The 24,505-nt window shown below is 30.1% G+C and carries 22 protein-coding genes; 2 read left to right on the top strand and 20 right to left on the bottom strand.

What is annotated here, in order from left to right:
- Genes coaBC through gmk form a run of 3 tightly spaced genes read right to left on the bottom strand, consistent with a single transcriptional unit; the run spans position 1 to position 1,956 of the window.
- On the bottom strand, positions 1-1,173 hold the full coding sequence (coaBC, locus tag JNO63_RS01620; RefSeq protein ID WP_203126566.1) for a bifunctional phosphopantothenoylcysteine decarboxylase/phosphopantothenate--cysteine ligase CoaBC: 1,173 nt from the start codon (positions 1,171-1,173) through the stop codon (positions 1-3).
- Positions 1,170-1,355, bottom strand: a complete 186-nt coding sequence (gene rpoZ / locus JNO63_RS01625) for a DNA-directed RNA polymerase subunit omega (RefSeq protein WP_203126568.1) — start codon at positions 1,353-1,355, stop codon at positions 1,170-1,172. The genes coaBC and rpoZ overlap by 4 nt, the downstream gene beginning before the upstream one ends.
- A complete protein-coding gene (gene gmk / locus JNO63_RS01630) occupies positions 1,348-1,956 on the bottom strand; it encodes a guanylate kinase (RefSeq protein WP_203126569.1) in 609 nt (202 codons plus the stop codon). Before gmk ends, rpoZ begins: the two co-directional genes overlap by 8 nt.
- A gap of 86 nt (positions 1,957-2,042) precedes the next feature.
- Here gmk and JNO63_RS01635 point away from each other — a divergent pair, with 86 nt between their 5' ends.
- Entirely contained in the window at positions 2,043-3,785 is a 1,743-nt protein-coding gene (locus tag JNO63_RS01635; protein ID WP_203126577.1) for an Rqc2 family fibronectin-binding protein, read from the top strand.
- A 47-nt stretch (positions 3,786-3,832) separates the two neighbouring features.
- Here the strand turns inward: JNO63_RS01635 and JNO63_RS01640 are convergent, their stop codons facing one another.
- From JNO63_RS01640 to rpiB, 9 genes are all read right to left on the bottom strand, one after another.
- A complete protein-coding gene (locus JNO63_RS01640; protein ID WP_203126579.1) occupies positions 3,833-4,111 on the bottom strand; it encodes an HU family DNA-binding protein in 279 nt (92 codons plus the stop codon).
- A gap of 83 nt (positions 4,112-4,194) precedes the next feature.
- Positions 4,195-5,094 carry a SurA N-terminal domain-containing protein gene (locus JNO63_RS01645; RefSeq protein ID WP_238390454.1) on the bottom strand — a complete coding sequence of 300 codons (900 nt, stop codon included), beginning with the start codon at positions 5,092-5,094 and terminating at the stop codon, positions 4,195-4,197.
- Positions 5,075-6,184: a peptidylprolyl isomerase gene (locus JNO63_RS01650; RefSeq protein WP_203126581.1), complete on the bottom strand. Its 1,110-nt coding sequence runs from the start codon at positions 6,182-6,184 to the stop codon at positions 5,075-5,077. Before JNO63_RS01650 ends, JNO63_RS01645 begins: the two co-directional genes overlap by 20 nt.
- Positions 6,181-9,663: a transcription-repair coupling factor gene (gene mfd, locus JNO63_RS01655; RefSeq protein ID WP_203126582.1), complete on the bottom strand. Its 3,483-nt coding sequence runs from the start codon at positions 9,661-9,663 to the stop codon at positions 6,181-6,183. The genes JNO63_RS01650 and mfd overlap by 4 nt, the downstream gene beginning before the upstream one ends.
- A 3-nt stretch (positions 9,664-9,666) precedes the next feature.
- Positions 9,667-10,245: an aminoacyl-tRNA hydrolase gene (pth, locus tag JNO63_RS01660; RefSeq protein ID WP_203126585.1), complete on the bottom strand. Its 579-nt coding sequence runs from the start codon at positions 10,243-10,245 to the stop codon at positions 9,667-9,669.
- On the bottom strand, positions 10,246-11,232 hold the full coding sequence (locus tag JNO63_RS01665; protein ID WP_203126587.1) for a ribose-phosphate diphosphokinase: 987 nt from the start codon (positions 11,230-11,232) through the stop codon (positions 10,246-10,248).
- Complete coding sequence (gene glmU, locus JNO63_RS01670) at positions 11,229-12,623, bottom strand: bifunctional UDP-N-acetylglucosamine diphosphorylase/glucosamine-1-phosphate N-acetyltransferase GlmU (RefSeq protein ID WP_203126589.1); 1,395 nt, start codon at positions 12,621-12,623, stop codon at positions 11,229-11,231. The genes JNO63_RS01665 and glmU overlap by 4 nt, the downstream gene beginning before the upstream one ends.
- Before the next feature lie 4 nt (positions 12,624-12,627).
- Positions 12,628-13,347, bottom strand: a complete 720-nt coding sequence (gene deoD, locus JNO63_RS01675; RefSeq protein ID WP_203126591.1) for a purine-nucleoside phosphorylase — start codon at positions 13,345-13,347, stop codon at positions 12,628-12,630.
- A gap of 85 nt (positions 13,348-13,432) precedes the next feature.
- Positions 13,433-13,873 (bottom strand): ribose 5-phosphate isomerase B, encoded by a 441-nt coding sequence (gene rpiB / locus JNO63_RS01680; RefSeq protein WP_203126592.1) that lies wholly within the window; start codon positions 13,871-13,873, stop codon positions 13,433-13,435.
- 119 nt (positions 13,874-13,992) lie between these two features.
- Here rpiB and murC point away from each other — a divergent pair, with 119 nt between their 5' ends.
- Positions 13,993-15,396, top strand: a complete 1,404-nt coding sequence (gene murC, locus JNO63_RS01685) for a UDP-N-acetylmuramate--L-alanine ligase (RefSeq protein ID WP_203126594.1) — start codon at positions 13,993-13,995, stop codon at positions 15,394-15,396.
- A gap of 49 nt (positions 15,397-15,445) precedes the next feature.
- On the opposite strand, the gene JNO63_RS01690 is transcribed toward murC, so the two are convergent.
- The 8 genes from JNO63_RS01690 to ligA all read right to left on the bottom strand — a co-directional run bounded on the left by JNO63_RS01690 (position 15,446) and on the right by ligA (position 24,504).
- The gene (locus tag JNO63_RS01690) at positions 15,446-15,799 is read right to left on the bottom strand and encodes a type II toxin-antitoxin system PemK/MazF family toxin (RefSeq protein WP_203126596.1); all 354 of its coding nucleotides are present in this window, start codon (positions 15,797-15,799) and stop codon (positions 15,446-15,448) included.
- Positions 15,789-16,910, bottom strand: a complete 1,122-nt coding sequence (gene alr, locus JNO63_RS01695) for an alanine racemase (protein ID WP_203126598.1) — start codon at positions 16,908-16,910, stop codon at positions 15,789-15,791. The genes JNO63_RS01690 and alr overlap by 11 nt, the downstream gene beginning before the upstream one ends.
- 2 nt (positions 16,911-16,912) lie before the next feature.
- A complete protein-coding gene (locus tag JNO63_RS01700; RefSeq protein WP_203126600.1) occupies positions 16,913-18,097 on the bottom strand; it encodes an NAD(P)H-hydrate dehydratase in 1,185 nt (394 codons plus the stop codon).
- A complete protein-coding gene (locus tag JNO63_RS01705; RefSeq protein ID WP_338014974.1) occupies positions 18,094-19,320 on the bottom strand; it encodes an amidohydrolase in 1,227 nt (408 codons plus the stop codon). The genes JNO63_RS01700 and JNO63_RS01705 overlap by 4 nt, the downstream gene beginning before the upstream one ends.
- Before the next feature lie 64 nt (positions 19,321-19,384).
- Complete coding sequence (gene gatB, locus JNO63_RS01710; protein ID WP_203126607.1) at positions 19,385-20,803, bottom strand: Asp-tRNA(Asn)/Glu-tRNA(Gln) amidotransferase subunit GatB; 1,419 nt, start codon at positions 20,801-20,803, stop codon at positions 19,385-19,387.
- Positions 20,800-22,209 carry an Asp-tRNA(Asn)/Glu-tRNA(Gln) amidotransferase subunit GatA gene (gatA, locus tag JNO63_RS01715; protein WP_203126608.1) on the bottom strand — a complete coding sequence of 470 codons (1,410 nt, stop codon included), beginning with the start codon at positions 22,207-22,209 and terminating at the stop codon, positions 20,800-20,802. Before gatA ends, gatB begins: the two co-directional genes overlap by 4 nt.
- Positions 22,210-22,217: 8 nt before the next feature.
- Positions 22,218-22,496, bottom strand: a complete 279-nt coding sequence (gatC, locus tag JNO63_RS01720) for an Asp-tRNA(Asn)/Glu-tRNA(Gln) amidotransferase subunit GatC (RefSeq protein ID WP_203126610.1) — start codon at positions 22,494-22,496, stop codon at positions 22,218-22,220.
- A gap of 1 nt (position 22,497) precedes the next feature.
- A complete protein-coding gene (gene ligA / locus JNO63_RS01725; RefSeq protein ID WP_203126611.1) occupies positions 22,498-24,504 on the bottom strand; it encodes an NAD-dependent DNA ligase LigA in 2,007 nt (668 codons plus the stop codon).
- Position 24,505: the final 1 nt, after the last annotated feature.

Raw genomic sequence — 24,505 nt, forward strand, 5'->3', positions numbered from 1 at the left:
TCACCTAACTAAATCTAAGATATTGTTTGCAAGTTCTATCTTAGTCATCTTTTCTAAATTTTTTACCCCATCATGGGATATTATACTTGCGATATTGGTATCAGCGTTAAAACCTGCACCTTCTTTAGTAAGATCATTTGCTATTATATAGTCAGCATTTTTCTTATTCAGTTTCTTATTTGCATTTTCTATTAGATCATCGGTTTCTGCCGCAAATCCTATTACAGTTTGGTTTTTCTTTTTATTGCCAAAATATTTTAAAATATCAATATTTTCTATAAATTCCATTTGTAAATTTTGACCAGATTTTTTAATTTTTCTATCACTTACAACGCTAGATTTATAATCCACAGGCGCAGCAGCCATGATTAATGCATCAGCATCATCAAAATTTTTATCAATAGCATTTTTCATTTCTTCGTTTGTAGTAACTTCAATGCGATTGATACCCTTAATTTCAAAGGGTTTTACGGGACCTGATACTAAAACTACTTCCGCTCCACGTTTTTTAGCTTCATTAGCAATATTATATCCCATTTTGCCACTAGAATGATTTGTAATATATCTAACAAAATCTATAGGCTCAACGGTAGGTCCTGCTGAGACGATGATTTTCTTGCCCTTTAAATCTTTTTCTGTAAAATAATCTTCAAGATATTCAACAATATTTTCAGGTTCTTCCATCCTACCATCGCCTACTGTGTTACAAGCGAGAACTCCAGATTCTGGAGCAATCACCTTTACGCCATATGATTTTAAAGTTTCAATATTTTTTTGCGTTGCAGGATTTAACAGCATTTGGGTATTCATAGATGGAGCTATAATAACATCTTTCTTACAAGCTAAGTAAGAAGCTGTAAGAAAATTATCCGAAATACCATTAGCCATCTTTCCAATTGTGCTTGCTGTCGCTGGTGCAATTAACATAATATCTGCCCATTTTGGCAAATCTATATGGTGCACACTTTCATGATGGCCTTCCCACATATCAGTGTAGACCTTACATCTGCCCATTGTTTCAAAAGATAATGGTGAAATAAATTCGGTTGCAGCTGGTGTCATAATTATGCTTAAATTAACATTCTTTTTTTTTAGTCTAGAGCATAGTTCCAATACTTTATAGCTTGCAATACCACCAGATACACCTAGTAAAATATTTTTATTTTCAATCATTTCTTAGATACTTTACCCTCAATAACTTCATTTAATGCTTGAGTTACTGGTTTTGCTTCAATGTGGTTTGTTAATGGAGCTGATCCACTTACAATTCTTCTAGCTCTTTTTGAGACCATCATGCAGATATCGTATCTACTTGGGCTAATTTCTGATAATTTTTTAAAAGATGGATTATTCATCTAAAATCTCCTTTATGTCAAAATCTTCTTCTCTAAATACTTTATGCTTTTCAGCATTTATTATCTCATTTACTGAATTTATAGCTGAGTTAATATGATCGTTTATTACTAAATAGTCATAATACTTGATATATTCTAGCTCTTTACGCGCGTTTTTCATTCTTAGATTTATATCATTTTCGGTTTCAGTACCACGTCCAACAATTCGGTTTTTAAGTTCTGATAAGCTTGGGGGCGCCAAAAATATGAAGACTGCATTTTCGGTATTCTGCTTTACATTTACCGCACCTTGGACATCTATTTCTAATACAACTATCTTCCCTTGATTAATTTTTTTGTCAATAAAATCTTTAGGTGTACCATAATAATTATTATGTACATGGGCATATTCCAAGAACTTGCCCTCATCGATCATTTGCTTAAACTCTTCATGTGTCTTATAAAAATAAGAAACCCCTTCTATTTCCCCATCTCTTTTATCACGAGTGGTTGCAGAAACAGAATAAACTAGGTTTTTTTGTGTGTTCATAAGATCGTGAAGAACTGTACCCTTACCTACTCCAGATGGACCAGATATGACTAATAAAAAACCTTTCTTCATTACGCCTCCTTATTATAAATATTTTACTTTTATGCCCCCTTATTACAAGTAATAAAAAAAGTATAATAAATATGAGGTGACTAATTATGACATATGATGGAATAGTAACAAGAAAAATAGTAAACGAGTTAAATGCAAAGCTTTTGGGAGGCAAAATTCAAAAAATCACCCAACCTTCTAAAAATGATATAGTTTTTAATGTTTACTCAATGGGTTCTAGTTATAAATTGTTAATAAGTGCAAACAATAATGAAGCTAGGATAAATTTAACAGAAAAAAAATATGAAAATCCAGATACTCCCCCAAATTTTACTATGGTTTTAAGAAAACATATTAACCAGGGAAAAATAATTGATATATCCCAAAAAGGATTAGACAGAGTTGTAATTTTTTCTATAAGTTCTATAGATGAAATGGGTTTTGATACTAGTAAGAAACTTATAGTAGAAATCATGGGAAAATACTCAAATATTATTCTAACTGATGAGAATTATAAAATCATTGACTCTATAAAAAGAGTTAGTGATACTATGTCCTCTGTAAGGCAATTACTTCCTGGTTTAAAATATGAATTTGTTGAAGATGATAAATACGATATAACAGATCCTAATTTTTCCTATGATATAAAAAAATTAGACCAAAAACTTCCTGACAACGCAAAGCCTGATAAGATTTTTCATAAAACTTATACTGGGTTTTCACCAATCGTAGGAAAAGAGATAGCATACCGAGCAGGCATCGATCAGAGAATTAGCTGGGGATTAGTTAGTGAAGATGAAAAAGAAAGAATGAATGATATTTTATATGAGATAAGAGATAATATTGCAAGTCAAAATCTTTGTGCTTATTCATATAAAAGTGATAAAAAAATCAAAGAGTTTCATACTCTAGATTTAACTCATTTAGATTATGAAAAAGAAAAATATAGTCTCATGAGTGAAGCAATAGATGAATTTTTTGATGTTAATAAAACTCATGATAGATTAAATCAAATGAAGACTGACTATATCAAGAAAGTAAATTCACATAAAAAAACAACACAAAAGAAAATAAATATTTTAAATGATAATATATTAAACGAATCAAAAATAGAGCCATTACGAAAAAATGGAGATTTATTATCGGCTAATGTTCATAGGATTAAAAAAGGTGACAAAGAAATATTTTTAAACGACTTTTATGAAGAAAATAAAGAAGTAAAGATTGACCTAGATCCTTTAAAGACACCTTGGGAAAATGCTGAAGGCTTTTATAACAAGGCAAAAAAAATTAAAAATTCTGTAAACTATGCAAGAAAAGATCTTCCAAAACAAAAAGATTATCTAAACTATCTAAATCAATTGATAGATTTTATAAATAGATCAAATAGCATAGATGATTTAAATGATATACGTGATGAGATGATTGAGAATCATATTATTAAAAAGACATCAAAGCATAAGATTAAAAACAAAAAGTCTAAACCATATCATTTTGTAACAAAAAATAATTCAGATATTTATGTAGGTAAAAATAGTAGTCAAAATGATTATTTAACTTTAAAGTTAGCTAATAAAGATGACTTATGGTTTCATGTTAAAGATCTTCCAGGTAGCCATGTCATCTTAAGATCTGAGAATATAAACGATGATGATATTTTAATAGCAGCATATCTTGCCGCTAATAATTCATCAATTAGTAGTGAAGAAAAAATTGATGTAGATTATACTGAGAAAAAAAATGTAAATAAAGCTAAGGGTGCAAAGCCTGGTATGGTCTATTATGAAAATTTTAATACTATAACCATAGATACAAACGCTGACCTAAGCGAAAAATACAAGGAAATTTAAAAAACCGGTTCTTTATTTCAAGTCCCGGTTTTGTTTTTATTTAGATATTATTTATTAACTGCTTCTTTTAAAGTTTTACCAGCTTTAAATACTGGAGCTTTTGATGCTGGAATTTTGATAACTTCGTCAGGTTTTCTTGGATTTCTACCTTCACGTGCTTTTCTGTCTCTTGTTTCAAATGTTCCAAATCCAACTAATTGAACTTTTTCACCTTCTGTTAAGGCTTCAGTAATTGTTTCTATCATAGCATTTAGTGCTTTTTCAGATTCGCTTTTTTTAAGACCACTTTTTTCTGAAATGCTAACTAATAATTCTGATTTATTCATATTTCCTCCTATAAATCAATAAATAATTCTGTTTAACTCTAATTTTGATTATACAAAATAATTCATGATTTTTCAAGCTTTTATTAAGTAAACAGCCTAATTTTAGACTTTTTTGTCAGTTTATTAAGATATTCTTCATATTTCTTTTTTAAATACAAATCTTTGACATTGATTAACAATTCATTTTCATTTTCGTTATAAGAATTAACCATAAGTATCATATATTTCCCATTATGCTCAAATATTTCGCTTACCTTATCTTTTTCTTTTACACCTGATTCTTTAAATATAGGATCATCTTCATATATAAATTCTGAATTAATGACCTCATAATTTTTTATTGGGTTATATAAAAAAGATTTAAAGTCTTCTGCTGAACTTATTTTATCATAAACTTTCTCAGTTTCATTCTTATCATCGAAAACTAATACATTGTACTTATATTGTTTTTGATACTTTTCATTAGATTTATAAAATTCTAAAATTTCACTATCCTTTATCCCGCTATGGGATATGAAATAATTGTAATGTTGATTTCTAAGTGAATCATTATAAAGTATCTGGTTAAAACTATTTTCATCAACTCCAACAGCTTTTATATTAGCTTTTAAAGAGTCTTTACCGCCTAGATTTTCTTCTAGAGTAGTTTTAAGGGAGTTTGCAGCATTATCATCAACTTTAACTCCATTTGATTTAAGATCATTTATCATTACTTGATCTTTTATCATAGAGTCAATCAATTCATTTTCAAGAACATCATTATTTGTTTTATTTCTATCTATCTCCTGATCAAGATATTCTTCGCCATATTTTTTAGAATAGTACTTTTGATAAAAATCTAGTTCATTTAAATATGCTTCATTAGTTATAGGTACACCATCAACAAGCGCAATATCATCCTTGTTTTGAGGCTGATTTGTGCATGCTGATAAATTAATTATTAAAACTGCTGATAAGACAACCTTAATTATTTTTGTTTTCATCTGAATCTTGATTTTCTTCGTTTACTATTTCTTCTTTTTTGCTATCATCAGATTCTTTAGATTTATTAGATTCAGCGTTTGTTTTTTCTTCATCAGCTGCTTGAGTTTCTTTAGTTACAATATCTGCATTTTCGAATAATTCATTTTTGTATTCTTCATATTTTTTATCTTCAAGACTTTTTCTTATAACTTGACGATCTTCATCTGTTAGTGACTCATTAATTTTATTTAATTTTATAATATGCCATCCAAATTGAGTTTGTACTGGTTCGCTGATTTCTCCTTCTTTCATTGAGAATACTTTGTCAGAAAATTGTGGCACCATATCGCCTTTTTTAAATTCACCTAGCGCTCCACCCTTATCAGCATTACCTGTATCTTTTGAATATTCTTTGGCAAGCTCAGCAAAATCTCCACCATTATCTAATTTTTCTTTTACTTCTTTGGCTGTTTTTTCATCATCTACTAAGATATGGTCAGCATCTGCTTTCTTAAACTCATCTTTATTTTCTTCATAGAACTTATCTACGTCTTCATCAGAAACCGGATTATTTTTTAAGAACCATTCTTGATGTTTAGTATAAAGAATATCTTTTTTGATTACATCTTTAAACTGATCTGCAGTCATATTGTAATCTTCAAGCATTTCATCGAAGGCACCTTTTCCATTTTGTTTTTCAATATTATCTACAGTTTGCATAAACTGATCAGAAACTTCTTTATCAGAAACTTCGATTCCATTTTTTTGTGCATCATCAAAAGTAAGTTTATCTTTAACCATCATTCCCACAACTTGATTTTTTGCACCTTGGCTGCTTGCTAGATAAGAAGCGTAAAATGACATTTCATCTTTATATTGATCTTTTGTGAGAGTCTCACCATTTACTAACGCAACAGCATCATCAGGAAGTTTTTCAGCCTCTTTACTTTCTTTATTATTTGATTTATCTTCTTTTTTAGTATCTTTTTCTGTTTCTGTTGTTTCAGTTTTATTTGAAGTTGTTTCATTGTTAGTTGCTTGGTTATCACAAGCTGCTAAAAACATTGAGCTTGCAAGCATAATTGCTAAAATTTTATTTGTTTTTTTCATTTTTTACTCCTTATACTACTTATTATTTCTAGTAAATCATAAGTATCTATTAATTTTGTATTAGTTGCTGGGATTTTAAAAGCTGGATTTTTGGATAAGTCCAACTTCATATCACCCTTATAAGATTCACTAATTTCTTTTAACTCATCGAAGGTAAACTCTTCTCTATTAGAAAATCTCAAATTGATATAAGCATTTTGCTCTCGAATTTCCTTAAATCCTAAGCCCTCTGCTAATGATTTTATTAATGATACATACATAATATTATCCACCATTAAAGGTATATCACCATATATATCAATTAAATCTTCTACTAGTATATTGTAATCTTCGATATTTTCAATATTTGCTATTCTAGTGTACATTTCTATTTTTTGAGACTGGTCAGAAATATATGTGCTTGGTATATAAGCATTAACTTTTATATCTATATAAACATCTGATTTTTTCTTCACATCTACTTCTTTACCCGAAGCTTTTTCAACTGCTTCCTGCAAGTATTTTACATAAAGATCATAACCAACCGCTTCTACATGACCACTCTGACTTTCTCCTAAGAGATTTCCTGCACCTCTAAGCTCCAAATCTTTCATAGCAATTTTATATCCGCTACCAAAATCAGAAAAGTCCCTTATAGATTTTAATCTTTTTTCGCTTATCTCTGATAAAACTTTACCTTGCCTATAAGTAAAATATGCATATGAAGATCTATTTCCTCTTCCAATGCGACCCTTTAGCTGATAAAGCTGAGAAAGACCCATCATGTCAGCATCATAAATTATAATTGTATTTACATTTGCTATATCCATTCCAGTTTCTATAATTGTAGTTGATAGTAAAATATCAATCTCTCCACTTATAAAGTCGTTCATTATAGTTTCGATTTGTTTTGGAGTTAGCTTACCATGGATTATCTCAATCCTAGCTTCAGGAATCAATTCTTTTATATGATTATATAGTAAATCTATATTATGGACACGATTATAAACAAAATATACTTGTCCATTTCTAGCTAGTTCCCTATCGATAGCAGCTTTTATAATATTCTCATCATATTCTAAAACATAAGTATTTACTGGCAATCTTTCTTCTGGTGGTTCATCTAAGGTTGAAAGGTCTCTAATACCGGCTAGTGACATTTGAAGTGTTCTAGGAATTGGTGTGGCCGATAATGTTAAAACATCAAGGCTTGTTTTAAGTTGCTTTAATTTTTCTTTATGCTTTACACCAAATCTTTGTTCTTCATCTATAATCAATAGACCAAGATTTTTAAATTTAACATCACTGGATAAAACTCTATGAGTGCCTATTACTATATCAACTTTTCCAGATTTAAGATCTTTTATAGTTTGATCTTGATCTTTTTTAGAATTAAAGCGTGATAATAGCCTTGCTTCTATTGGAAATTCTTTAAATCTTTCTTTCATAGTCTCATAGTGCTGACTTGCTAGTATAGTTGTTGGCACTAAAAATGCTACTTGGTATCCATCAACTATAGCCTTAAATGCAGCCCTAAGTGCTACTTCAGTTTTACCATAACCAACATCTCCAGTTAAAAGACGATCCATTGGTTTATCTTTTTCCATATCATCTTTAATTTCGTTAATACTTCTTAACTGGCTGTAGGTTTCTTCATATGGAAAAGATTCTTCAAATTCCTTTTGCCAAGGTGTATCTGCTGAAAAAGCATGTCCAACTTCTTTACTTCTTTGGGCATATAATTTTACTAAGTCATCTGCAATTTCATCTACAGCTTTTTTAGCACGGGCCTTGGCCTTTGACCATGTGGGAGACCCTAGAGTTGACAGTCTTGGCTTTTCACCCTTATTACCAATATATTTGCTAACCAGATTCATTTGGTCTATCGGTACATAAACTTTATCATTACCCTTATAATTTATAACGATAAAATCTTTTTGTATATTGTTTACTTCAATTTGTTCAAGACCGTTATAAACACCAATACCATTATTTTCGTGGACTACATAATCACCAATATCTAAATCAGAGTAATTGATGATATCTGTAGAAGACATTTTATTTTTAATCTTCTTTTTTGATTTTCTCTTGTTAGTACCATAGATTTCTTTTTCAGTAAAAAGAAATAAATCATATTCCGGTAAATAGTAACCTTCACTTGCAACATCATTTGTTACTGTTATTCTTGTACTAAATTCATCAGAAATATCTAAGATATCATTTTCACGTAAGGCACTTAATAGATTGTTTTTATTCTCATTATTTCCAGCAAAAATTAAGGTTTTAGCATTTTCTTTCTGGTTTTTTAAAGCCTCTGCTAGAGTATTTATTTTTCTATTAAAGTGTTCTGATTCTATGGTTTTAAATTCCAATAATAGTTTAGGATTAAAAAGTTTTGTTCTTTTTAAGATTGATGTTAAGTTAATGATTGGATGAGTTTCTATCTTTTCATAAGTTTGCTCAACATTTACTAATAAATTAGTAAATGCATTAAATACCTCGCCCCTATCTCTTTGGATAGTAACATCTTCTAGAAAATTCTTTTCAAATTCTTTATGATTATCATATATTCTGGATGCATCATCTAGAATAAAAATCGTATCTTTAGATAAGTAATCTAAGTAAGTTTCAAAATTTGTATCTCGATATGGATTTATTAAATCCCAGTTAGCTACATACATAGTATCTTTTATGTAAGATTGTATTTGCCTGTACTTATCTATCAGCTTTTGATCATTTGAGTCTTTTATATTTTTTTCTAATTTTGAAACATCTTTTTCGATATTTTTTAATACATATTCAAAATCAGATTCTTCGTATATTAACTCATTTAAAGGTGAGATTGTTACTTCATCTATTTTTTCGATTGTACGTTGATTCTTTTGATCAAAAATCCTTATAGAATCTATCTCATCATCAAAAAGTTCTAGTCTTACTGGATTTTCATAATCTATAGGCCAAAAATCTATAATGGACCCACGCTTTGCGTATTCTCCTTTATTTTCAACAAGGCTTGTAGGATTGTAATTTAAATTTATGAGTGTTTTTATAAATTCTTCTACATCTACAATATCCTCGCTACTAATTTTAACAAAACTGTTATTAAATTTATCTAAAGGTGTTAATTTATTTAAAATTGCATCCATAGTAGTAACTGTAATTAGTCTTTCATTTTTTACTTGGCTAATTAGGTTCTCCATTCTGGATGTATTTGTATCTTCATCTACAGTTCGTATATTATAGTAATTTATTTCTCTAGATGGATAGAATCTTGCAATATCATAAAGGTTGTTTATATTTGTCTGGATATCTTTAGCTTTTTTTTCATTCTCAGTTATAACTAATACATTTTTTTCTAAACTATCAAAAAGGGATAAAATTAAATGAGCTTTTATCCCTTCTGTGAGTCCGTACAAATATATAGGAGAATCTTTTAAGTAATTTTCCCTAATTTTATTTAATTGTTCTGTATTTTCTAATAATTTTATTAATTGATTCATTTATTATTTTTCCAATAAGTCTATTGAATTGTACTTATTCATAGCCTTATCAATATTTGATTCAAGCATCATTTCTATAGCTTCAGCAGCCATAATAATTTCTTCTCTTACTATATCTATATCATTTCCATGAAAACCACTTAGAACAAAGTTTGCGAGATCCATATATTCGGGCTTTTGTCCAACGGAAATTTTTATTCTAGGAAATTTATCAGTTTGAGTTTGATAAATTATGGACTTCATACCATTGTGGGTTCCAGCAGATCCTTTTTTCTTAATACGAATTTTTCCAAAATCTATATCTATATCATCCTGGATTACAATAAGTTCATCATCATTAAACTTATAGAAGTTTTTAAAATCTCTAACAGATTCACCAGAATTATTCATATATGTTTGAGGTTTTATGAGCATAACTTTTTGGCCAGAGATTTCTCCCTGACCATAAAGAGCCTTATGTTTTAATTTTTTTACTGGAATATTATACTTTTCTGATAGATAATCTATAGTTAAAAATCCAACATTGTGTCTAGTATTTTCGTATTGTAAGCCAGGATTCCCAAGTCCTACTATAAAATACATCTAATTTACATCCTCAAATAGTCCACTGATTGATTCATAAGTGTTTATTCTATGGATTGCTTCTGCTAATAATGGTCCTATTTCTAATTGAGTGATTTTATCTATTTTTTTCTCTTCTGGAAGTTCAATAGTGTTTGTGATTACAATTTCTTTTACTTTTGAGTTTTCTAGTCTCTCAATAGCTGGGCCAGATAAAACTCCATGGGTTGCTGCGATGTATACATCCTTAGCACCATTTTCAATTAGATAATTTGCCGCATTTGTTATTGTACCAGCAGTATCTACCATATCGTCTACTAAAATTGCAGATTTGCCTTTGAAATCACCAATAACACTCATTACTTCTGAGACGTTTGGTTTCGGTCTTCTTTTTTCAATAATTGCAATAGGTAATTTTAGGTAATCAGAAAATTCACGAGCACGTCTTACACCACCTAAGTCTGGACTTACTACTACAAATTCATCGGCTTTATCATAAGCCATATCATTAAAGTATTCTGATAAAAGTCTAATAGCAGTGAAATGGTCTACTGGTATATCAAAATAACCTTGAATTTGACCTGCGTGAAGATCCATTGTAATTACTCTGTCTGCACCAGCTTCAGTCATTAAGTTTGCCACTAATTTTGCAGTAATTGGTTCACGTCCACGGGTTTTTCTATCTTGACGAGCATATCCATAATAAGGAACAATTGCATTTATATATCCTGCAGAAGCACGTCTACAAGCATCTATTATAATTAAAAGTTCCATAAGGTTATCATTTGTTGGAGATGATGTAGGTTGTACTATATAAACATCTTTTCCCCTAATTGATTCATTTATTTTAATTTTAATTTCGCCATCGCTAAATTTTTCTATCTCTGCTTCACCAAGGCTGGTATTTAAACTTTTTGCTATAGATTCTGCTAATTTTGTATTGGCATTGCCTGTAAGCAATTTTAATTCGCCTCTTTGAATATATTGTTGGGATTTATCAGATGTCATTTTTGCTCCTTTTCTTTCTCTAAATCTCTTTTTCGTTTTTTTTCTGCATATCCTGCTATATTTTTTTGTTCAGATCGCTCTATTGACAAATATCCTGATTCTACATCACATGTTATAGTAGATCCAGCTGCTATATAAGCTTCTTTTTCTATCTTTACAGGTGCTACTATATTTGAATTTGAACCTATAAAAGCTTCATCTTCTACAATGGATCTATGTTTAAATTTTCCATCGTAGTTTACAAATATTACCCCACACCCAACATTTATTTTACTACCTAAATCAGAATCTCCAATATAAGCTAAATGACCAGATTTTGTTCCATCACCTAAAGATGAGTTTTTAACCTCAACAAAGTTACCGATATGGACATTTTTACCTAAGCTTGCTTTTGGTCTTAAGTGTGCATAAGGTCCTACATCTGAATTTTCATCGATAAATGATTTTTCAATTACTGAATTATCTATTTTAACTCCATCTTTTAATATTGAATCTTCAATTCTAGACGATCCTTCAATAATACAATTTGACCCAATCTCAGTTTTTCCAAGAATTTTTACAGGCCCAGATATTATTGTATCCATTCCAATTTTAACTTCTGGATCAATTACTATCATTTCTGGATCTTCAATAATAACACCATTTAGCATGTGATTTTCATTTACACGTTTTTGCAAGATTTTCTTAGCTTGAGCTAATTCTTTTTTATTGTTTATTCCGTAAAATTCATCAGCATCATTAGCTGTAAAAGCCATGACCTTCTTGCCATCATTATATAATATCTCAATACAATCAGTTAGGTATAGCTCACTTTGTTCATTGTCTGTGTCTAATTTTGAAATAGCCTCTTTTAAGTCAGATCCTTTAAAAATATAAATTCCAGTGTTTATTTCATCTATCACATATTGATTTATTTTTAAGTCTTTTTGTTCAATAATTCCTATAAACTCTGCATTATCATCACGAATTATTCTTCCATAACTTGTAGGATTTAGTACTTTTGTTGATAGGACAGAAGCACTGTTATTATTTTCAAGATGATTTGATACAAATTCTTCTAAAGATGCTTTTGTAATTAATGGAATATCACCATTTAAGACTAAAACCTGATCATCATCAGAAATTTCACCTAAAGCTAGTGAAGCAGCGTAACCTGTACCATAAGGGTACTCTTCACCGATTTTTTGCTCTATTATAGTATCATTAGGAAAAAGATTTTCTAAGTCTTGCTTGTTTTTCCCGGCGATGATTATGGTTTGTGAATTTTCAAATCGTGAAGCATCTGCCACATATTTTACTATTTCTCTGTTTAATAATTTGTGTAAAACCTTTGAGGTGTTGGATTTCATCCTTGTTCCTTCACCTGCTGCCATAATAATAGTTTTTAGCATAGCTTTACTCGTGAGCCACTTCTAAAGCTAGGTTCATCATGTTAGTATAAGATTTTTCACGATTTTCAGCACTATCAGATACATCTTCTACAAGTGAGTCGCTGATCGTAAAAATCCCTAAACCTTTTTTGCCATATTTTCTAGCAGTCATAAATAGACCATAACTTTCCATCTCTACACAAAGAACTCCATATTTTCTCAAATTCTCAAAAACACCCTCTGGTAGTTCGTTATAAAATTGATCGGAGCTGTGAACCTGCCCACAATGAGTTGTGTATCCTAATTCTAATGATTTATTATAAGTTTCTAGCATTAAATCAAAATCAGGGGTTGGCGAGAAGTTAATATTTGCAAATAGATTATCATTTATAGAACTTTCTGAGCATGCACTTGTAGCAATTACTATATCATGAAGCTTGATATCTTCTTGCATAGAACCAGCTGTACCAATTCTAATAATGGTATCAACATCATAAGCTCCAAAAAGCTCATTGTAATAGATCATTGATGATGGTATCCCCATACCTGATCCCATTACAGAAACTCTTTTTCCTTTATAATATCCTGTAAAACCTAGCATGCCGCGTGTTTCGTTAAACTGAGTTACATCTTCAAGAAAATTATCAGCGATAAATTTTGCTCTTAATGGATCTCCCGGCATTAATACTGTTTTTGCAATTTGATCAGCATTTGTAGCTGATATATGTGGTGTAGGTATATTCATATAATCTCCTATTAATTAATTTCATATACTATAATAACATTTTTAAAAACTTTTTTAAACTTAAAAAAAGATAGACAATTATTTTCTATCTTTTCTCAATTTCTGTAATTTTATCAACTCTTCTTTGGTGACGTCCACCTTCAAAATCTGTTTTTACAAATTCTTCTACAATCATTTTTGCAGTTTCACTACCTATAACTCTAGCACCTAAACAAAGGCAATTTGCATCATTGTGTGCTCGACTCATTCTAGCAGAAAATGCTTCAGAAACACATGCTGCTCTTATACCATCTATTTTATTAGCAGAAATGCTCATTCCAAGTCCTGTACCACAAACTAAAATAGCAAAGTCAGCTTCTTTTTTTAATACTTTATCACATGCTTTTTGGGCAAAGTCTGAATAGTCTACGCTATCTTTACCATCTGTACCCACATGTATTACTTTATGGCCTAGTTCTTCTAACTTTTCCTTGATAGGTTCGTATAAATCAATACCACCGTGATCATTTCCTATAACGTAAATCATAGCTTATCCTCCATACTCTAATCTATACTTAAATGGTATCATAGCCATATCAACTTTACAAGTTATAATAAAAAGCATATGATATATTGTAATAATGTAAGATGAAACTAGGAGAGAAAATGTTTGAATTTAATTTGAATGGACATGAATTTAATTATGTTCATTTTATTGGTATAGGCGGTATATCCATGAGTGGTATTGCTGCTTTATTACTTAACAAAGGATATAAAGTATCTGGTTCTGATAGAACACTAACAGATATTACTAAAAATTTAAAAGAAAATGGTGCTGAAATTTTTATAGGTCAAAGAAAAGAGAATATAACTAACCCTGATCTAGTAGTATACACAGATGCCATTTTAGATGATAACGAAGAATTAATAGCAGCTAGAAATCTTGATGTTCCTGTTGTAACTCGTGGAGTTTTTCTTGGAGCATTAATGAAAAATTATAAACACTCTATTGCTGTCTCAGGATCACATGGAAAATCTACTGCAACTAGCATGATTTCAAAAATACTACTTAATTCTACTGAAGATGCTAGTATACTTTTAGGTGGAGAATTAGATGATATGGATGGTAATGTGCATGTGGGAGACGATAAATATTTAGTTACTGAAGCTTGCGAATATAAAGGCAATATTAGATATTATTATCCACAAACTGTGATTATTTTAAATATTGATGAAGATCATTTGGATTATTACAAAGATTTAAATGATATAGTAGAAACTTTTAAAACTTATCTAAAAAATCAAGATGAAAATTCAAAAACAATATTAAATCTAAATGAAGAAAATAATAAATTAGTACTTGATTCTGTACAAGGTGAGTTAATAACATATGCTCAAGAAAATTTCGATGCCGATTATGTAGCACATAATATTGCTTTTGATGAAATTGGTAGACCAAATTTTGATTTAAAAATGAAAAACGGAATGATTGAGCACTTTGAACTTGGTGTAATTGGACGTCATAATATCAATAATGCTATGGCAGCAATTATTGCTACTTATGAAAATGGAATTGATATACCAACCATAAAAGAGAATCTGAGAGCTTATTCGGGACTTAAACGTAGAATGGAAATAATCGGCCATGTAAATGATGCTACAATCATGACTGACTATGGTCACCATCCTTCTGAAATTGAAGTAACTTTAAATGCTTTAAAGGAACACACTGAAGGAAAACTTGTTTGTATTTGGCAACCTCACACATATAGCAGAACTAAAACTTTATTTAATGATTTTTTAAATTGCTTTGACAGTGCTGATGAAGTGGTAATTACTGATATCTACGCAGCCCGTGAAAAATACGATCCATCCATACATTCAAAAGATGTGGTTGACGCATTAATTGAAAAAGGGATAAATGCAAAGTATCTTGGTACTTTTGAACAAGCGCGAGATTATGTTTACGAAATTGCAGAGTCATCTGATTTAATTATAACTACAGGATGTGGAAATCCGGACGAACTTGCTCATATGATAGTAGATGATCAAGTTAAAGTAAGTGCTTAAATTAAAATTGACCTCCTTATTTGGAGGTCAATTTTTTATATGTACATTTTTAAAAATCAGTTGATAAGTCTAGGGATATTGACATTGCTTCATTTATTTTTATCATAACCCTATCATCAAATGTTCCGATTTTTTCTCTTAGTCTTCTTTTATCAATAGTCCTTAACTGCTCTAAAAGCGCCACACTATTTCTAGGTAGACCAAATTCGTTACCTTTTATCTTAACATGAGTGGGAAGTTTTGCCTTGTTTAATTGACTGGTAATTGGAGCAACAATGATAGTTGGGGAATATTTATTCCCAACATCATTTTGCACAACTATAACAGGTCTAACTCCACCCTGCTCGCTACCAACAACTGGAGATAAATCTGCATAGAACAAATCTCCTCTTTTAATCTTCATAGATTTCTCCTAAATAATTATCTATACTAATTATTTTACCACTTTTTTTATAAATTCTAGGAACCCTTAAATTTATTGAAGTCATAAGTTCATAAGGGATAGTTCCAATTTTTTGTGATTCTTTATAAATATCAGGATAGATAATTACTTCATCATCTGTTGATACATCTATGTCGGTAACATCTACCATCATTTGATCCATACATACTCTACCTAAGACCTTGCATAGTTTACCATTAATCATAACTTCACCAACATTTGAAAATGCTCTAATGTATCCATCAGCATATCCAATACTTAGAGTAGCAATTTTCATCGGCCTTTCGGTAATAAATGTTCTACCGTAACTAATTGATGTGCCTTCTTCAACTTCTTTTACAAAAATAACTCTAGATTTAAATTCAAAACACTGTTTTAATTCAATGTCTTTTTCTTCTCTTAAAAAATCGGATGGATAAAGTCCATAAGTTGAAATTCCTACTCTCATCATATCGCGAGTGATTTTATGTTTAATAGCTCCAGCGCTATTAGCTAAATGAACAAATTCTAAATCAAACTCATCATGAATGTATTGAGTCATTTCTATAAATTTTTCTTTTTGTTCATTTGTATATTCGGTGTCAGCTTCATCAGCAGTGGATAAATGGGAAAAAACAGAAATTATATTTATATTTTCTAGTTGTCTTAATTCTTTTATTTTATCTTTTTCAAAATTACGAAATCCAATTCTACCCATACCTGTATCAAGTAATATGTGAGCATTTACTTTCCCATTAATATTTTGATTAATTATTTTTGCATACTCTAAATCAAATATAGGTATATCTATATTATAATCAATGCATTTTTGAGCATCTTTATAATAAACAGCCCCAAGGATTAATATCGGCTTAGTTATGCCTGCTTCTCTTAAAGATAGTGCTTCACTTACTCTTGCCACTGCAAAATAGTCGACTTCATCTTCTATTTCTTCTGCGATCTTAAAAGCACCTAAACCATATCCATTCGCTTTAAGAACAGCACAGTACATTGAATCAGGATTAATTTTTCTAATATTTTTAATATTAAATAGTAACTTGTCAATATCAATTTCTACATAACTTTCAAACATAATTACCTCATTAATTTCATTGCTTCTGATATATTTTCTACTATATCTGTTGCGATCAAAGAATCTTTTCCAAATTTTCGACTAGCGATATCACCTGCTAGTGAATGTATATATACCCCAAGTTTAGCTGCATCAAATGAATTTAATTGTTTCATAAGAGTAGCTATTACACCAGTTAATACATCTCCTGAACCTGCGGTAGCCATTCCTGAGTTGCCTATTTCATTTTTATATAAATTTTTACCATCCGTTACAATGGTGTGATTTGATTTTAAAACTAATATAACATTGTATTTTCTAGCAAAATTTCTTGCTATTTCCTCTTCATTGTCTTTAATTTCTTTTATTGATAAGTTGCTAAGTCTAGAAAATTCTCCAAGATGGGGAGTGAGCACTATACTATTATTTGTCTTTAAAATACCTAAATCTTTACTTAAAGCATTTAAACCATCTGCATCTATAACTATATCAATATGAGATTTTGAAATTATTTCTCCTATTAACTTATTTAAATCTTTCTCATTTCCCATTCCAGGTCCAATTACAGCAACATCCTTATCTTCTAATAGAGCAATAATCTCTTTTGCTATTTTTTCATCATAATAATAATTATCACAATTAATCTCTCTAATTATCTGCTCATTTGCTTTGATTTGTAATATAGTTGATATCGATTTTGGAGCTAATATGTAACAAAGTCCAGCACCTGTTCTCATTGAAGACATACTAGACATATAAACCGAACCAGCCATACCATCACTTCCGCCTACAATAGCAATTCTTCCATAATCTCCCTTATGAGTATCAGAATCTCTTTTTGGCATCAAGTTTTTCATTTCAGAATTTATTTTAATATAGCTATCATCTTTCATTTTGCAAATTGCAATTGTATAATCTCCATCATGACTTATTGAAATATCACCTTTAATTTTATATCCATCTATAAATGCTATCGGCTTATCATGTATGTGTTTGATTTCAATTTTTTTTCTTAATATTGCTGATAAATTTAAATTATTTGCTTTAATAACAGCTTCTTTTGCTGCAAAAATACCAGCTAAAGTTTGAATATAATTTTCCTTTTTGTAAGCATAACTCAATTCTAGGTCAGAATAGAGTTTATTTATAAAATGTTTATTAGCTTTTTGTTTAAATTTTTCTATATTTACTATATCTATTCCAATCATAATAAGTCTTTACTTAATCTTTTTACATTTTTTTTGATATCTTCAATATCTAGATATTTATATTCCCCATTTTCATAAATTAATTCCCCATCTATAAATACATATGAAATATCATTTTCATATGTTGAGTAACAAATTGAGGCAATTAAATCGTTATTAGGAATATGATTTATATTATCAATATCAATCATTATTAAGTCAGCACATTTTCCTTCTTCTATTGTCCCTACTTTATTCTCGATTCCCAAGGCCCTGGCACTATTAATTGTAGCCATTTTTAATACTTCATAAGCTTTGAGATTGTCAGCAGCTTTTAATTTTGAAATTAATGCTGCAATTTCAATTTCTTTTAACATAGATTGCTTGTTGTTACTTGAAGCAGAGTCAGTACCTAAAGCTACATTGATTCCTTTATCCATCAATCTTGTTACATCACATATACCAGATGATAATTTTAGGTTGCTAGATGGATTATGTAAAATTGATACGTTTTTTTCGCTTAAAATATCTAAATCACTATCGGATAGATGGACACCATGGGCTGCAATTGTCCTATTTTCAAAGATATTACATTCATTAAAAACTTCTGTAGGACTTTGACCATATCTTTTCATGCACTCTTCATTTTCAAATTCAGTCTCTGATAAGTGAATATGAATAGGCATATTGTATTCTTTAGATACTTTTGATATTTTTAGTAAATATTCTTTATCAGTTGTATAGACAGCATGTGGTCCTAAAGCTATTTCAATTTTTCCATCTTTACCATTGTATTTTTTATACAATTCAATGCAATCTTTGATTCTAAGTTCATCTTGATCTGGACTTGATAGACCACGTGCAATTTGTGCTCGTAGTTTTGCTTGATCTAAAGCTTTTATAGTCTCTTCTTCAAAAAAATACATATCAGCAAAAGTTGTAGTACCTGTTTTTATCATTTCTGCAAATGATAAAAGTGAAGCATAGTAAACTAACTTTTCATTTAGTTTCTCTTCTGCAGGGAAAATGTAGTTAGTAAGCCATGTCATAAGTTCATTATCATTACCATAATTCCTAAAAAAACTCATGCCCACATGGGTATGTGCATTGATAAATCCAGGCATAGTTATAAAATTTTGGCCATCGATAATTTTATCTGCATTGAAATCCTCAACATATCCTATTTTAAATATTTTTCCATTTTTTATGTAAATATTATCATTTCTTATTTTATCATCATTCATTGTCAGAATTTTAGTATTTTTTATAAGTATATTCATATTTTAAAAAAAGGAGTGTTAACCACTCCTATTCTCCTATTTTTTCCTTTAATAAGTTTGTTATTTCTACCGGATTTCCCTTTCCCTTAGTCTTTTTCATAGCTTGACCAACTAGGAAACCAAAAGCTCGGTCTTTTCCATTTTTAATATCTTCAATTGATTCTGGATTTTCTTTTAGCACTTCATCTACAACCTCTTTTAAGAATCCACTATCACTAATTTGAAGCAGATTTCTTTCCTCTGCTAGCTTTTCAGGATTTTCGTTTGATTCGTAGATTTCACGTAAAAGTTTCTTTGCTACATTATTATTAATCTTGTCTTCTTTGGCAAGTTTAATTAATTTAGCAAAGTTATCTACTGATAAATTCATTGTTGATGGGCTTTGCTCAGTTTCATTTAATCTTCTAGATAATTCTGTAAGTATCCAGTTTGCTGATATTTTTGGATCATTTACAATATCGTTTGTTTTTTCAAAAAGTTCAGCTAGTTCTCTATCATTAGCCAAGAGATTAGCATCATATTCAGTCATTTCATATTCTTTTATATAGCGACTTTGCTTTTTAGCTGGAAGTTCTGGGAGATTCTCTCTAATTTCATTGATATACTCATTATCTAAATAAATTTCTGGTATATCACCATCAACTGAAAATCTGTAGTCATTTCCTACTTCTTTATCACGCATATGGATGGTTTCTAGTTTTTCATCATCCCATCTTCTTGTTTCCTTTGTGCCCATTTCATCTTTTTCAAGAAGCTCTGTGTGACGTTTTACTTCAAAAGCCAAAGCTTGTTCGATAGCCTTAATTGAGTTCATATTTTTAATCTCAGCTATGTTAGTTTTATTCCCTGAATCTATATCTTGCATGTTGATATTAACATCTACACGCATAGATCCTTGGGCCATAATACAATCTGAAACTTCTAAGAATCTTAATGTTGAAGCTAGTGTTTCTACAAACTCACGAGCTTCATCTGGTGAGCTTATATCAGGTTTTGTTACTATCTCAATTAAAGGTACTCCTGCACGGTTATAGTCCATTAGAGTTCTACCTTCTTCATCGTGATTTGATTTACCTGTATCCTCTTCCATATGAATTTCAATCAAACCAACTTTTTTGTCGTTTGAAAGTTCTATAAAACCATTTGTCGCATATGGCTTGTCATATTGAGTGATTTGATAACCTTTTGTAAGATCTGGATAAAAGTATTTTTTTCTATCCATTTTTTGATCATTTGCAATATCGCAATTAAATGCAAGTCCAGCTCTTAAAGCTAGTTCTACAGCCTTTTTGTTCATTACTGGTAATGTACCAGGATGGCCTAGGCAAACAGGACAAACATTTGTATTTGGTACAGCTCCAAATTCGTTCTTACAAGAGCAAAATATTTTGGTATTAGTTGCTAGCTCCACGTGGATCTCTAGACCTATTATTGTTTTTGTATTCATTTTGCCTCCCCTAAAAACTTATCTGCTGCGTTAATTACTTTATTATCATCAAATCTATTTCCAATAAATTGAATGGAACCTGATATACCTTCTCTTACTGGGACAGAAAGTCCACACATACCGGCAAGATTTACTATTACATTAAATCCATCAGCTTTAAAATCTGAAAGTGGATCTTTCTCACTTTCTTCATCAATTGATGGAGGTAAATTTGTAGTAGTAGGTGTTACTATCAAATCATATTTATCAAATAGTTCTTCTAATTCTTCTTTGATCAATGTACGTAATTTTAAACCTTTTTTATATATTTTTTGGTCATCACTTGCAGATAAATACATAGTTCCAAGAGCAATTCTTCTTTGAACTTCTTCTCCAAGTCCTTCAGATCTTGATTTTACAAATAATTCAGAAATATCTTTGTACTCATTGGTTTGATGACCGTATCTTACACCATCAAATCTACTCATATTTGAAGATACTTCAGAACTCATAACGATGTTATAAACAGGATTTGCATAAACTGCGTAGTTTAATTTTACTTCTACTAGCTCAGCACCTAATTCTTTAAGTCGATCTAAGGCTAACTTATAATCTTCTTTTACAGCATCTTCAATGCCTTCGTAAAGAACACTGTCTGTACTTATTACAGCAATTTTTTTGCCATTAAAATCGTAATCTTCTTTTTTGTACTCAAATGGATCTAAAATAGCAGTCATATCATTTTCGTCAGGAGATGAAGTTATTGAGGATATTAATCTAAGGTCATCAATATTTTGAGTAAAGATTCCTACTTGATCTAAGGTATTAGCCATAGATACTACACCATATCGGCTTAATAATGAATATGTTGGTTTATACCCAATGATATTTGTATATGAAGCTGGTCCTCTAACCGAACCACCTGTATCAGTACCCAGTGCTACTAATACATCATCATTTGATACTGCAACTGCTGAGCCTGATGAAGAACCTCCTGCAATCTTTGATGTATCTAGATTATTCTTTACAACTCCAAAATGTGATGTTTTAGAGCTAGCACCCATAGCAAATTCATCCATATTTGTTTTTGCAATGATAATAGCATCTTCTTTAAGTAAATTATCTACAACTGTGGCATTATAGATAGGAGTAAAATCTTCTAACATTTTAGATGCGCAAGTCATGTTCATATTTTTATAAGAAATATTATCTTTAACAGCAATTGGTAAACCAAATAATTTTCCTAGTTCTTCTCCACTTTTAAGTTTATTATCTAAATACTCAGCTCTTTTTAAAGAATCTTCTTCATCAAAAGAAATATAAGCATTATGTTCATTTGTTTTAATTTTTTCTAAACTTTTTTTTGTGTAATCAACTACTGAAATTTCACCAGACTTAAATTTGCTTACTAAATTTTCTATATTCATAAAATCTCCTATAAATTCCAATCTAATCTGAAATAACCAAATTCTTTATCTGGAGCATTTTTTAAAGCGTCGTCACGACTAGAAGATTCTTTTGCCTCATCTTCTCTAAAAACTACCTTGTGCGAATCAATACTTTCAGTCATTATTATATCTTCAGTATCTACATCAAAAATGTCTTCAATAAAATCAATTACAATATTAAATTTATTAGACAAATCTTCTACATCTTTGCCATCTAGGCTTAAATTTGCCAGTCTATAAATTTTTTCTACTTCTTTAGCTTCCATCTTACTTCCCTTCTAATTGCTTTAAGAAATTGTATAGCTTTTCATCTTCATAAACTTCAACACCCAATTCCTTAGCCTTAGTTAACTTAGATCCTGCCTTTTGTCCACACAAAACAACATCTGTACTTTTTGAGACAGAACCAGTTACTTTTCCACCATTTTTTTCAATTAATTCTTTTATATCTTCCCTTTTGTAGTTTTCCATAGTACCAGTGATTACAAAAGTTTTATTCTCTAGCTCATTTGAGATTTCTTCCCTTATATTTTCACCTTCGTTTAATTTGATACCCTTAGATAACAGTATATCTATACCGTTATTAATTTTCTCATCTTCAAAAAAATCTACAATATTATCTGCAGTTATCTGACCAATGTCGTCTATTTCAACTAATTCGTCTGCAGTAGCATTTCTAATCTTTTCAAATTTTTCAAATTTATTTGCTAAATCTCTAGCTGTTCTCTCTCCAACATTTGGAATGCCAATAGCATATATAAATCGATTTAAATCACGTGTTTTACTGGCTTGTATTGCATCTAGCAAATTTTGAGATTTTTTTGGCCCAAATCTATCTAATTTAATGAGATCTTCATATTTCAAATCATAAATTTCATATATATCGTCAATATTAAGTTCTTCCATTAACTGGGCAATAGTTTTTTCTGATAGTCCTTCGATGTCCATAGCATTTCTAGATGCATAATGCTCCATACGGGCTAAGAGCTGAGGTGTACATGATATAGAATTTGGACAAACAATATGAACATTTCCCTCAATTAGTTCTGTATCACAATACGGACAATGGCTAGGTTTTTCAATCTGCCTTGTACCTGACTGATTTTCATCAACTACACCAAGTATTTCTGGAATTACATCATTAGATCTTCTGATAAATACTTTAGATCCAATTTTTACTTTTTTGCGTTCGATATCATCATAGTTATTAAGAGTAGCACGGGATACAGTTACCCCAGAAAAATCAACTGGTTCTAATATTGCTGAAGGAGTAACTTTACCAGTTCTGCCTACATTCCATACTACATCTAACAATGTAGTGGTGTATTCTTCAGCTTCAAATTTAAATGCAATTGACCATCTAGGAAATTTATTGGTGAAACCTAGAGCTTGTTGGGTTTTCTTATCATTTATTTTGATAACTACACCATCAGTTAAAATATCTAGAGTTTTTCTTTCTAGTTCGATTTTTTCTAGTTCTGCGATTATTTCATCGTAAGTTTTTACTAGTTTGTGATAAGGATGAATATTAAAATTTTCCTTTTTTAGAAAGTCTAACATCTCTTTTTCTGTAGAAAAATCTAAATTGGATGTTGAGATATTATAAAAATATGCAGTTAAATTTCTTTTTCTTGTTTCATTTGTGTCAAGATTTCTTAAGGCACCTGCAGCTGCATTTCTAGCATTTTTTAACTGAAATTCATTTTCTTTATTATATCTTTCAAGCTCTGATAAAGGCATTAAAGCTTCTCCTTGAATTTCTAATAAAGATTTTTCTTCAATTTCTAATGGGATAGATTTTATTGTCCTAACTTGTGCAGATATTTCTTCACCTACAATTCCATTTCCTCTAGTAGAAGCATTTTTAAGTTTGCCATCTTCATAAGTTAAGTTTATGGTCAGTCCATCAAATTTATATTCCAATACAAATTCTAGCTCAGGAAGTTGATCGTATTGATTTTCGTTATAAGAATCACGAAGTCTATTTGCTCTATCTATCCAATCTTTTAAATCATCATAAGATTGGGCTTTGTCTTGGGAATATAGCCTTGAAATATGAAAATGCTTTTCAAATTTTTCTAGGACCTCTCCCCCTACTTTTTGAGTTGGGGAATTATCAGGGTGTATTCCTGTTTCATTTTCTAATTCTTTAAGTCTATCGTACAACTTATCATATTCAGCATCCGATACCAACGGCGCATCTAGGGTGTAATAATGATAGTTTAGCTCTTCGATTTTTTCTATTAATTCATTAATTTCGTTTCTTTTTTCCATA

This window comes from Anaerococcus sp. mt242 (genome assembly GCF_016798225.1).
GTDB lineage: Bacteria > Bacillota > Clostridia > Tissierellales > Peptoniphilaceae > Anaerococcus.